This window comes from Nocardia sp. BSTN01, assembly GCF_015354405.1.
GTDB lineage: Bacteria > Actinomycetota > Actinomycetes > Mycobacteriales > Mycobacteriaceae > Nocardia.
The window spans coordinates 1-11,384 of sequence record NZ_JADKYP010000100.1 but is presented as its reverse complement, the minus strand read 5'-3'; the positions used below and the strand labels follow the sequence as shown (position 1 = coordinate 11,384).

General features: G+C 69.0%; 14 protein-coding genes and 1 pseudogene. 6 read left to right on the top strand and 9 right to left on the bottom strand.

What is annotated here, in order from left to right:
• The 3 genes from IRT45_RS35075 to IRT45_RS35065 form a co-directional block, all read right to left on the bottom strand.
• The coding region (locus IRT45_RS35075; protein ID WP_194810055.1) for an acyl-CoA dehydrogenase family protein at positions 1–274 on the bottom strand (274 nt) is incomplete at its 3' end.
• Positions 261–1,166: an acyl-CoA dehydrogenase family protein gene (locus tag IRT45_RS35070; protein WP_194810054.1), complete on the bottom strand. Its 906-nt coding sequence runs from the start codon at positions 1,164–1,166 to the stop codon at positions 261–263. The genes IRT45_RS35075 and IRT45_RS35070, both read right to left, overlap by 14 nt.
• Positions 1,144–2,547, bottom strand: a complete 1,404-nt coding sequence (locus tag IRT45_RS35065; RefSeq protein WP_194810053.1) for a class I adenylate-forming enzyme family protein — start codon at positions 2,545–2,547, stop codon at positions 1,144–1,146. Before IRT45_RS35065 ends, IRT45_RS35070 begins: the two co-directional genes overlap by 23 nt.
• Positions 2,548–2,620: 73 nt before the next feature.
• On the opposite strand from IRT45_RS35065, the gene IRT45_RS35060 reads away from it, so the two are divergent.
• The gene (locus IRT45_RS35060; protein WP_194810052.1) at positions 2,621–3,655 is read left to right on the top strand and encodes a ferredoxin--NADP reductase; all 1,035 of its coding nucleotides are present in this window, start codon (positions 2,621–2,623) and stop codon (positions 3,653–3,655) included.
• 185 nt (positions 3,656–3,840) lie between these two features.
• Here IRT45_RS35060 and IRT45_RS35055 read toward each other — a convergent pair whose 3' ends face one another.
• From IRT45_RS35055 to IRT45_RS35040, 4 genes are all read right to left on the bottom strand, one after another.
• On the bottom strand, positions 3,841–4,959 hold the full coding sequence (locus IRT45_RS35055; protein WP_194810051.1) for a CaiB/BaiF CoA-transferase family protein: 1,119 nt from the start codon (positions 4,957–4,959) through the stop codon (positions 3,841–3,843).
• Positions 4,956–5,912, bottom strand: a complete 957-nt coding sequence (locus IRT45_RS35050) for a TIGR03564 family F420-dependent LLM class oxidoreductase (RefSeq protein WP_194810057.1) — start codon at positions 5,910–5,912, stop codon at positions 4,956–4,958. The genes IRT45_RS35055 and IRT45_RS35050 overlap by 4 nt, the downstream gene beginning before the upstream one ends.
• A 104-nt stretch (positions 5,913–6,016) precedes the next feature.
• Positions 6,017–6,247 (bottom strand): hypothetical protein, encoded by a 231-nt coding sequence (locus IRT45_RS35045; protein ID WP_194810050.1) that lies wholly within the window; start codon positions 6,245–6,247, stop codon positions 6,017–6,019.
• Positions 6,248–6,369: 122 nt separating this feature from the next.
• Positions 6,370–6,570, bottom strand: coding sequence for a DUF4231 domain-containing protein (locus tag IRT45_RS35040; RefSeq protein ID WP_194810056.1), 201 nt, complete (start codon positions 6,568–6,570; stop codon positions 6,370–6,372).
• Between IRT45_RS35040 and IRT45_RS37615 the strand changes: the two are divergent.
• The 4 genes and pseudogenes from IRT45_RS37615 to IRT45_RS37385 form a co-directional block, all read left to right on the top strand.
• A pseudogene (locus IRT45_RS37615) lies at positions 6,567–7,085 on the top strand (arabinosyltransferase domain-containing protein); the annotation flags it as partial. The gene IRT45_RS35040 and the pseudogene IRT45_RS37615 overlap by 4 nt on opposite strands.
• Positions 7,086–7,166: 81 nt before the next feature.
• Positions 7,167–8,306, top strand: coding sequence for an arabinosyltransferase C-terminal domain-containing protein (locus IRT45_RS35035; protein ID WP_255535653.1), 1,140 nt, complete (start codon positions 7,167–7,169; stop codon positions 8,304–8,306).
• A 97-nt stretch (positions 8,307–8,403) separates the two neighbouring features.
• Positions 8,404–9,183, top strand: coding sequence for a Mut7-C RNAse domain-containing protein (locus IRT45_RS35030; protein WP_194810049.1), 780 nt, complete (start codon positions 8,404–8,406; stop codon positions 9,181–9,183).
• A 603-nt stretch (positions 9,184–9,786) separates the two neighbouring features.
• Complete coding sequence (locus tag IRT45_RS37385) at positions 9,787–10,218, top strand: hypothetical protein (protein WP_228535935.1); 432 nt, start codon at positions 9,787–9,789, stop codon at positions 10,216–10,218.
• Positions 10,219–10,256: 38 nt separating this feature from the next.
• Here the strand turns inward: IRT45_RS37385 and IRT45_RS35020 are convergent, their stop codons facing one another.
• Positions 10,257–10,394, bottom strand: a complete 138-nt coding sequence (locus IRT45_RS35020; RefSeq protein WP_194810048.1) for an Rv1535 domain-containing protein — start codon at positions 10,392–10,394, stop codon at positions 10,257–10,259.
• Positions 10,395–10,457: 63 nt separating this feature from the next.
• On the opposite strand from IRT45_RS35020, the gene IRT45_RS35015 reads away from it, so the two are divergent.
• A complete protein-coding gene (locus IRT45_RS35015) occupies positions 10,458–10,724 on the top strand; it encodes a hypothetical protein (RefSeq protein WP_194810047.1) in 267 nt (88 codons plus the stop codon).
• Between the two features lie 38 nt (positions 10,725–10,762).
• Here IRT45_RS35015 and IRT45_RS35010 read toward each other — a convergent pair.
• Positions 10,763–11,384 (bottom strand): polysaccharide deacetylase family protein (locus IRT45_RS35010; RefSeq protein ID WP_194810046.1); only part of this gene is annotated, 622 nt, incomplete at its 5' end.

The following is an 11,384-nucleotide window of genomic DNA, read 5'->3' as shown; positions in this document are numbered from 1 at the left end:
GGATCAGATAACCCAGACTCGGCCGGGGCGGCGCGCCCGCGCGGGCCAGCTCCTCGTCGACGATCACGTCGTAGACCGGGGGCAGATCGTGTCCGCCGAACTCCTTCGGCCACGACGACCCGAAGAAACCGGCCCCGTACAGGGCGCGATGCCACTCTCCCTGGCGGGCCCAGTATTCGTCCCCGGAGGTCGGGAAGTCGCCGGCGACCTCGGACAGCCAGTGGCGCAACCGATCCCGGAATTCGGCCTCGGCCGGTGAGTCACGAAAGTCCACGGGCGATCTCCTCCAGACGGACGGGAAACAGTTCGGTCGAGACCAGGACGCGACGGAGATAGATGTGCGCCAGGCATTCCCAGGTGTTGCCGATGCCGCCGTGCACCTGGATGGCGGTTTCGCACACGGTGCGGGCGGCGCGGGCACAGTAGATCTTGGCGATGCGGGCGGCGCGCACCGCCTCGTCGGGCGCCAGTTCATCCACACCCCAGGCGGCGTAGCGCAGCACACTGACCGAGCCCTCGATCAGCGCCTGCGATTCGGCGAGCAGATGGGCGACGGCCTGATAGGAGCCGATCGTCTTGCCGTACTGCGCACGAACTTTCGCGTAGTCGACGGCCAGCCGCTGCGCGCCCCGGGCAGCGCCGAGCAGATCAGCGGTGGTGCCGACCAGCGCGAGTGCGAACCATTGTGACGCCTGATCGGCCGACAGTTCCCCGATATGTTCGAGCCGTCCGTCGAGGTCGGCCGCCGTCCGGGTCGGATCCGCCAGCGGCGTGGCGGACCCCAGCCGACCGGCCAGCACCTGGCCGTCGGCGAGCACCACCGCCCGATCGCATCCGGCCGCGTCGACGGCACGGCCACGCACCCCCAGTGTCCAGCGCCCGTCCTCTCCGGCGGGATGGCCGCGCAGGTCGTCAGCCAGCACCGGGCCCAGAAACGCCACATCGACCAGTCCGCGCGCGAATTCCTCTGCGACCAATGCCACTTCCACACCCGACGCGCCGTCGGAGCGCAGGGCTCGCCATCCGGTCAGCTCGACGGTCTTGTCCAGCCGCGTGATCCGCTCCCTATCGGCCAGGTCGGCCACCGAGCCGGGGCCCAGATCGTCGGCCAATTTCGCTGCGGCATCACGCAATTGGCGCTGTTCACTGGTCAGACGGACATCCATAGCGCTCCTCGAGAACTCGGCGCAGCACCTTGCCGGACGGCAGGCGCGGGATTTCGGGGACGAAGACCACCCGGCGCAGCCGCTTGTATCCGGCCAGCCGATCGGCGACCAGCGCGGACAACTCCTCCGCGGTGACCGGCGCGGCGGCCGCTACCGCTGCGACGATCGCCTCGCCGTCGGCGCCGTCGGCCACGCCGAAGACCGCGCAGTCGGCGACGGCGGGATGCCCATGCAGGACGGACTCGATCTCGGCGGGCGCGACCTGGAAGCCGCGGACCTTGATCATCTCCTTCACCCGATCGGTGATGCGGACCCAGCCGTCGGCGTCGATCCAGCCGACATCGCCGGTGCGGTACCAGCCGTCCACCACGGCTCCCGCGTCGGCGCCGTCGGGCAGATACCCCGCCATCAGCGACGGCGACCGCGCCTGGATCTCCCCGATCTCCCCGGGCGGCAACGGTGTTCCGTCGTCGAGCGACGCCGTCCGCAGGCACACGCCGGGAGCGGCCCGTCCCACCGTGTCCAGCCGGGCGCCCGCGATCGGATTGCAGGCCAGCACCGGCAGTTCGGTGGCGCCGTAGGCGGGCAGCCAGCGCACGCCCGTGCGGCGGGTGACGGTTTCGGCCACGCTCACCGTCACCGGCGTCGCACCCCACATGATGTAGCGCAGCGAGGACAGGTCGAACGATTCCAGCCCCGGATGCGAGGCGATGGCCAGCGCGATCGGCGCCACCGCCATCTCCACGGTGATCCGGTCGCGTTCGATGCTGCGCAGCATCGACTCGAGATCGAAGCGGCGATGCAGCCGCATCCAGGCGCCGGCCCGCAGCGCGGTGACGATATTGAGCAGGCCGAGGATGTGAGACGGCGGGGTCAGGATCTGGATCCGGTCGTCGCTGCCCAGCTCCAGGACCTGCTGCCAGTCGCGCACCGCGGCGGCGAAGGAGGCGTGGGTGTGGCGCACCGCCTTCGGCAGGCCGGTGGTGCCGGAGCTGAACACCAGCACCGCATCCGATTCCGGATCCGGCGGGTCGAATTCCTCGCGGCTGGGCGTGATCGGTTCGCCGAGATCGAGCATGGGCATCAGTTCGGCCAGTACGGAATGGTCGCCGATCGCGAATCCGGGCGTGGTGATCGCGAGCGCGTGCTCGGCCTCGGCGCGCCGCCACGCCGGGCTCAGCAGAACCACCGCCGCACCGAGCTTCCACGCGGCCAGCACCGCGAGGACGAATTCCGGGCGATTGGACGACATCACGGCGATCCGGCTGCCCGCCCGGACGCCGCGCGCGTGCAGGGTGAGCGCCAGCCCGCCGGCCAGCTCGTCGAGCTGCGACAGGCTGTAGTGCCGATCGTCGAACACGATCGCCGTCGGCTCGGTCATGAGAAAATCCCATCTCGTTCAGGAGAACGCTATTCTCTTTGTATAAGAATCTTAATACCAGGAGAGGCGTTCCATGGCGAGTCCCCCGATGTTCCGGCCCGCGACCGTGACCCGGATCGTGAAGGAGTGCGCCGATGCGCGGACCTTCGTGCTGGCCCCGCACGACGGCCCGCTCACCTATCGCGCCGGACAGTTCTGCACCTTCCGGGTCCGGGTCGACGGCACCGAGCTGTACCGGTCCTATTCGATGTCCAGCGCACCGGAAACCGACGCCGAACTGATGACGACGGTCAAACGGGTTCCGGGCGGCAAGGTCTCGAACTGGTTGCTGGACACCGTGTCCAAGGGCGACGAGATCGATATGGGCCGCCCGGCCGGCCGATTCTGCCTGCGCGACACCGAGGTTCCGCTCCTGGGATTCAGCGGCGGCAGCGGGATCACGCCGGTGTTGTCGCTGGCCAAGAGCGCGCTGGCCACCACCGCGCGGCAGGTGCGGCTGCTGTGCGCGGACCGCGACGCCGAGTCGGTCATCTTCGGCACCACGCTGCTCGAACTGGCGCAGCGCTATCGCGGCCGGCTTCAGGTGGTCCGGCATCTCGACAGCGTGGCCGGACTACTCGATCCGGCGGCGGTGCGTGAGTTCGTCGGCGCGGATGGTCATGCCGACAGCTATGTGTGCGGGCCGGAGAAGTTCATGGAAATGGTGGAGGGGGCGCTTCCCGGCCCGGGGGTGATCTTCAGCGAGCGGTTCGGCGCACCGGTTCCCGAACTCGCCGACTCGGCGATCGCAGACGATACCGCGTCCGAAACAACCACGCCCGCAGCCGAATCCGGCGGTGGCACCGTCACGATCTACCTCAACCGCAAGAAGGCCACGGTCCCGCGCCACGCCGGTGAGACCCTGCTGGAGAGTGCGCGGCGCGCGGGTCTGACCCCGCCGTTCTCCTGCGAATCCGGTAACTGCGCCACGTGTATGGCCCGGCTCAGCGAGGGCAGCGCCACGATGCGGGTGAACGACGCCCTCGCCGACGACGAGGTCGAGGACGGTTACGTCCTCACCTGCCAGGCGGTGCCGGATACCGAGTCGGTGACGGTGCACTACGAGTAGGCGGCCGGCCCCGGCGGTCGTCCCCTGCTCGACCGCCTCGGTTCCCTCCCCGGGCGATCGCGTCGTCGGTGCAGCGGCTGGCCCCTCGGCCTGCTGCTGCGCCTATCTCGCGAGCGGACGATTTCCGTTGCGCCCGGCTCGAGCGAGCAGCGACGAGGCCGATAACCGGTCGGCGCCCTGGCGACTCACTGCGGCACCGGCTCCTGGCTGTCGTGTTCACCCAGCAGTGGCGGCGGCCCGTATTCCGGTGTGTAACCGCCGATTCGAATAGGCGAGGCCACCAAACGGTACGGTCCCGCCTCGGCCACGACTTCCGGAGTGGCGTCGAGCGCTTCGGGCAAGCTGCGAACCGCCGCGGCGGGAATGCCCAGCGGCCGCAGTCGCCTCTCCCAGCCGCGGGCGTCGTCGCGGGCCAGCGCGGCGGTCACCGCGGCGAGCACCTCGGCTCGGCGGGATACGCGTTCGGCCATGGTGTCGAATCCCGTCACCCCGGCCTCGGCGGCGAAGGTCTTCCAGAAGCGATCGTGCGTGACGAACAACGCCAGGTAACCGTCGGCGGTCGGAAACAGCTGCGCCGGAACGTAATACGAGTGCGCGCCGAACGGGCGCCGCTGCGGGTGTGTGCCCTCGTTGAGATAGGCCGCCGCGTGATAGTTCAACTGCGACAACATCACATCGCGCAGGCAGACGTCCACCTGACCGCCGCGTCCGGACACGATCTGCGCGAGCAGACCCAGCGCCGCGGTCAGGCCGGTGGAGTTGTCGGCGGAGGAATAGCCGGGCAGGGTCGGCGGTCCGGCGGGATCGCCGGTGAGCGCCGCGACCCCCGTGGCGGCCTGCACGATGTAGTCGAAGGCCGGATCGTCGCCGCCGTAGAGACCGAATCCGGTGATCGCGACGCAGACGATCGCCGGGTTGAATTCTCGCAGCGACGCATAGGTCAGACCGAGCCGACGGATCGCGGAGGGTTTCAAATTCACCAGCAGCGCATGCGAATTCGCGACCAGTTCGCCCAGACGCGCCCGGCCGTCCACACTGCCGGGATCGAGCCGGATACTGCGTTTGCCGCGGTTCAGACTCGCGAAATAGCTGTCGCCGACCTGCCGGGAGATGTCGCCGCCGGCCGGTTCCAGCTTGGTGACCTGCGCGCCCAGGTCCGCGAGCATCATCGTCGCATAGGGACCGGCGAGCATCGTGCCGACCTCGAGAACGCGAATCCCCGCCAGCGGACCGGCGCAGCCGTGCTCCGACGACGCTTCGGTCCGCGTATCCGGGCCGGGACCCGGAGAAGCGTCGGCGCTCATCGCAATTCCCGGGCCAGTTCCGCGATCATCTCCCGGGTGCGGCGCTTCGATGCGATCAGTTCGTCGCGGCTGTCACCGATCGGCAGCAGCCGGATCGAGACATCGGTGGTGCCCGCCTCCGCGAAACGGCGCAATCCGGCGGCGATGGCGGCCTCGTCACCGGCGACGCAGATGTCGCCGACGTCGCGGGCGTCCCCCTGTTCGAGCAGGCGCTGATAATTGGGCGAGATCTCCGCCTCGCCGAGAATGCGATTGGCCCGCGCCTTCGCCTCGTCGACCTCTCCGGCCCGGCACAGGCAGACCGGAAGTCCCGCCACGATGCGCGGCGGCACCCGGCCCGCGTCGGCGGCGGCCTTGGTGATCTTGGGCATCACATGGTCGGCGATCGCGCGCTCGTCGGCCATCCACAGAATGGTCCCGTCGGCCCGCTCCCCCGCGATGCGCAACATCACCGGCCCGAGCGCGGCCACCAGCACCGGCACCGGAGCGACCGGGCCCAGATCGAGCGGATTGTGCACGGTGAACGTGTCGTTCTCGACGTCCACGGCACCCGGTCCGGTCAGTCCCGCCGCCAGTACGTCCAGATAGTCCCGCGTGTAGGCCGCGGGGCGCTCGTACGGCAAGCCGAGCATGTCACGCACGATCCAGTGATGCGAGGGGCCCACCCCCAGCGCCAGCCGCCCACCCGCGGCAGCCTGCGCCGACAACGCCTGGCGGGCCAGCGCGATCGGATGTTGCGCCTGCAGCGGAACCACGGCGGTCCCCAATTCGATCCGGCGAGTCCGCAATCCCATCGCCGCGACCGTGATCAGCGCGTCGAAATCGCTGGGGATCTGCGGAATCCACGCGGTGTCGAGCCCCGCGTCCTCGGCCCAGGCGATGTCGTCGAGCATCCGGCTCAGCTTGCGCGCGGAATCCCCCTTCTCCGGCCCGATCATCACTCCGACACGCACGAAGACCTCCAACCCGCCGCTACGCCGGGCGACCGCGTCACCCATTGGTGAATACGGTACTTGCGAAAAAAGAGAATGCCAATACCGCCGGCGAGCCCGCATGTTTACGAGCGGCGTGCGGCCGGGCTTCCCCCCAGGGAACGGCAGCTGCGGACACGTACCCCGTCCCCGCCCGCGACACGGGCTCGCGCGGGCGCCGAAAGGCGTTCCCGCGCCGCCGCCCGGCGCTCGGGAACCGCCCGTCCCGGGCGACGCAGCCCGTCCAGGGTGCCGTGCGCCGTCAACGCCGCGGTGGCGACCGTGGCCACGAGAACGAGCATCAGATACAGCACCATGGCGTCCTCCCGTTGGAGAGCATGAATCCGCCCCACGGATATCGCGCGGACCGTCGATCACTCTGGATCCGCACCCGATTCATCGACGCTCATCGCCATTCGGTTACGTGATCAACCGCGATTCATGCTCGGTCACTCGGCATGTGCCGCGTCGACCATTCGACAGCTTCCCCCGCGGCGATGTTCTCGATCCGCTCGGCGAGCACGCGCCGCCGGTCCGCACCGCTGTAGGGCCCGGCCTCGGCGATGTACAGGAAGCGCTCGCGCTTCAACGACTCGGCCGTCGTCCGGTACGACAGCCAGTTGTTCTGCCACTGGAACAGTTGCTGAGTGGTACAACGACTACCTGAACTACCAGTGGCTGTTCATGCCGTCGGCCGACGGTTCCATCGCCCGCCGCTTCGGCATGGTCGCGATGTGGCTGAGCCTGCTGGTCTGCGTCTTCGTCCTGCTGCGCAAGGGCGGTCGCATTCCGTTCACCGCGCCCGGACCGGCGCGGCGGCTGCTCGGTGTGACCTTCGGGGCCATGGTGCTGATGGCGACCTGCCCGACGAAATTCACCCATCACAACGGTGTGTACGCCGGACTGGCCGGATCGGTGGCGGTCCTCACCGCGGTCGCGGTGGGGCCGCGGGTGATGCGCTCACCACGCAACCGCGCCCTGTTCGCGGCGGTGGTGGCGCTGGCGATGGCGCAGATCTTCACCAGTGTGAACCAGTGGTGGTGGGTATCGAGTTTCGGTGTCCCGTGGTGGAACGAGCCCCCCGCCGTTCTCGGCATCGGATTCAGCAGAATCTTCCTGATCATCGCCGCGCTGTGCCTGCTGCTGGCGATCTGGTGGCATGTGCGGGCACCGAAACCCGGTATCCCGCACCGAGTCTCGCCGCGCGCCTGGCGCCTGGCGAAGTTCCCGCCGCTGATGGCGGCAGCCGCGACCCTGGTGGTGTTCGAGGTGTTCTCGTTCACCGCGGGCGCGGTGGCGCAATACCCGGGATTCTCGCTGGCATCCTCGAATATCCATGCGGTAGTGGGCAATCCGTGCGGGCTGGCCAACAAGGTCCTCGTCGAAACCGACCCCAACGCCTCGATGATGCAGCCGCTGGTCGGCGACCAATTCTCCACCTTCACCAACGGTGCGCGCGGATTCGTGCCGAACGGCGTCGGCGACGTGATGTCTCCCGACGAGCAGGAGGAGACCAGCAGCATCGCCAAATCCTTCGGCGACAAATCCGGCACCGGCGAGTCGGCCACCCAAACGGGCGGCGCCCCACTGCCGTACGGGCTCGACGCGGCGACCACACCGGAGCTCGGCACCTACGGCGAGGAGCAGCCCGCCGATCTCGTCACCGGCTGGTACCGCCTGCCCGCCCAGCACGACCGCAGCGATATCGTCTCGATCGCCGCGGCCGGGCGCATCCAGGCGGTCGGTCCGAACAACGGATACGTCGGCGGGGAACCGGTGGAGATCGAATACGGCAGTACCGACTCCCCGACCAGCGCACATGCACTCGGACGGGTGACCCCGATCGACATCGGCCCGGCGCCGTCCTGGCGGAACCTGCGAGTTCCCCTGGACCGAATTCCCGCCACCGCCAACGTGATCCGCATCGTGGCCAAGGATCACAACCTGGATCCGCAGCGCTGGGTGGCGCTGACTCCCCCTCGCATACCGAAGACGCACACCCTCAACGACCTGGTCGGCTCGAAGCAACCGGTACTCCTGGACTGGGCCGTGGGCCTGCAGTTCCCCTGCCAGCGTCCCTTCGACCACAAGGACGGCATCGCCCAGGTCCCGGGCTGGCGCATCCTGCCCAACCGTCTGGGCGCGGCCGACACCACGATGTGGGAAAGCCACGCGGGCGGCGGACCGCTGGGCTGGAGTCAGCAATTGCTGCGCTCGCAAACCCTGGCCACCTACCTCGCCTTCGACTGGGACCAGGATTGGGGCGAACTGCAACGCCTCGCGCCGATCGATCCCTCGGCGGTCCCGGCGACACCCGCGGTCACCCAGGAGACCCACAGCGGTATGTGGTCACCCGGGCATATCTATACCTGGTAGCCGCTTCCGCGCGGCCCGGCCGTGATCGGACTGCGCGCGTGTCGCACCGTCGTCGCTCATCGCGTCGCGCATCGGGAGCAGGACGACAATGGTCTTCATGACCGCAAGTGTCGAACTGCGGGTCTATGCCGAGCTGAACGACTTCGTGCCGCCGGGCGCGCGGTACGTCGCGCAGCGGCGGCCGATCCGTCCGCATCAGACCGTGAAAGACATCGTCGAGGCCGCGGGCATCCCACATACCGAGGTCGACCTCATGCTGGTGAACGGTGAATCCGTCGACTTCGGCCACCACCCGCGGCCGGACGATCGGCTCGCCGCCTACCCGGTATTCGAGACCCTCGACATCGGACCGTCGACGCGGGTGCGTCCCCGGCCGCTGCGCGATCCGCGTTTCATCGTGGACGTCAATCTCGGCGGGCTCGCCCGGCTCATGCGGTTGATGGGCCTCGACGCCCGGATCCCGCAGGACACCGACGATGCCGCGCTGGCAGCGTCCGCCGCGGACGAACACCGGATCATCCTCACCCGCGACCGCGGACTCCTGAAGCGACGCAACGTGACCCACGGAGTCTTCGTGCGTTCGAACCAGCCCGTCGACCAGCTCGTCGAGGTGATCCGCCGGCTCGATCTGACCGATCGGCTGCGGCCGTTCAGCCGCTGCCTGCCCTGCGGGGGCCTGCTGACCGACGTGGCCGAACAGGACATCAGCGACAGGCTCGAACCACTGACCCGCAAGTACTACGACACCTTCAGGGAATGCCGGGACTGCCACCGGATCTACTGGGAGGGTTCGCATCAGCGCCGGCTCGACGACCTCGTCACCAGAATTCGTGCAGCGGTCGGATCGGATGGAGAAGGGCGCCCCGCTCCGGAGTAGATGTGCCGGTCTTTCCGAACCGGAACGGCGACAGAATTCCACCGGCACCGGCGCGACCGGTGCCGGGCACCCGTTTCACGCTAGACGCAGAAGCTGACGCTCGCCGATCCGAGAGGAAGGTTCAGGCAAACGGAGAGCCACTGAATCTGCGTCCCCTGAGCGGCTGTGTCACTGGTCGCCGGCTGGTCGGCCGCAGGCGCCGCGGCCGAGGCGATCGCGGGGGCGGCGGCTCCCAAGGTCAACGTGGTGACAGCTGTGGCGACGGCAAGACCAATCCTTCGAGACATCACAATTTCTTTCGCCGGAGTTCGGACTACCACTCACCGATTCTCCGCCCGGCGCCGCATCGATCACAAGGGTCGCTCCGCCCGCGATCCGCACACCGGAGCGCCGCCGCACCCGTGGCGACCCGGACCGGCGGTTGGCGTGATCGACCGATCGAGGCTCGTCGCCACTACGCCCCCGGAGGACGTGTTCGACCCGGCCGCCGCAGGGTGCCGGGGCATGTTTCATCTCGGTCGCTGCCCCCGGTGCGCCCCCTTGTCGCGAGTAGACTGCAGCTTGCTCGCAGATGTCCAAAAGGTGAACTCAAAGGGAGTGACGATGGACCTTCTCGAGGGTGGGGTAAGAGCAATTTCGTGGACGGCCGATGCGACCACGTCCGCGGCCGGGGCGGTGGGCGGCGCTGCGGTGAACGGTGTTCTCGGCGGTATGCAGGGCGTCGTGTCCGGGGTGCGGAGCGGACTGAGCAGCGGTAGTCATTCGACGCCGGCGGCCGCGCTCACGCTGGCCGCGATCGGAGCCACGGGAGTCGTGGACTGGCCCGTGCTGTTGGGCGTGGGTGGCACCGCACTCGTGATCCGGAAGCTGATTTCGCACCCGGACCAGCAGCCGGCATCCGCTACCGGTGCTCCTGCCGCGCGTGACGAGCAGCAACCTCCCGGTGAGCGCCCTGCGCTACCCAGCGACGACGAGGGGAAGACGACCCCCGAAAAGACCGCGACCGGATCGCGGCACGCACCGAGCAAGGCTTAGCCCGCAGCGGTATCACCTCACGGCGTAGCGTGGGGCGATCAGCGTGATGATTCGCCGACGACGTCGATGACTCCCAGGCGCCACAACACCGCGTACAACTCGCGCAGCGGAACGGTCAGCACCTGCGTCAGCGCGCCCGTCAACGGATCCCGCCCGCCTACCTCAGATGTCGTCACGATGGACATCGTGACGAACCCAGGCGTCGAGATCCCGAATATCACATGACCGGGAGGCAACATATGGCCGACGAATCGCATACCAGCCACCGGAACGCGGTTGACAAGGTCATGGCCGCGCACAGCTTCGCGGTGGAACTTCCGCTGCTCGGCCGAGTACCGGTCCCCCGCCCCGAACAGCTGGCATACTACGGCGCACTCGGCGCCCTCGCCGCCGCGGAGATCATCGAATGGCCGGTCGCGCTGGTACTGGCCGGCGGACATTGGCTCGCGGAGAATCAACACAACCGCGTGGCCCATGAGATCGGCGAAGCCCTCGAAGACGCCTGACATCGGCCCGCGCCGGCGAGTGAGTCCCAGCAATCGGGCTACCCGGTGCGGCCGCGCGGCGCATGCCGAGCGGTAGGTGTCCGCTCGGCGAGAGAGCCGACGACCAGGCCACGCTCGGCGCACTCGTCCACGATCCGCGGGATCGCGCCGAGGGTCGCGCGCCACGCGCCGGATGCCGATGTGCAATCGGAGTCGTGTAGCAGGACGGTGGCACCGGGCCGAAGTTCGCCGACCACCCGGCGGGCCACCGTGTCCGCCGTGGCGGTCCGCGCCCAGTCCTTCCCGCACGCCGTCCACAGCACCGGCGTCAGTTCCAGCCGCCGGGCCGTGGCCAGCGCCGCGGCCGAGAGTATCCCGTACGGCGGTCGATAGTGTCGCGGAGTGCTCCCCGTCATCTCCGCGATCAGGTCATAGCCGCGGGCGATGTCGCGGTACGTCGATACGGGCCCGCGCGCCAGCAGGCAGCGGTGACTCCACCCGTGCACCGCCGCCTCGTGCCCGGCGGCGACGATCTCCGCGCCGAGCGCGGGTGCTCGCTCGAGCATCGAGCCGAGCAGAAAGAACGTCGCGTGCACGCGCGCGGCCGCCAGTGCGTCGAGGATGGCCGGCGTCGATTCCGGATCCGGGCCGTCGTCGAAGGTCAGTGCGACCGTGCTTGTC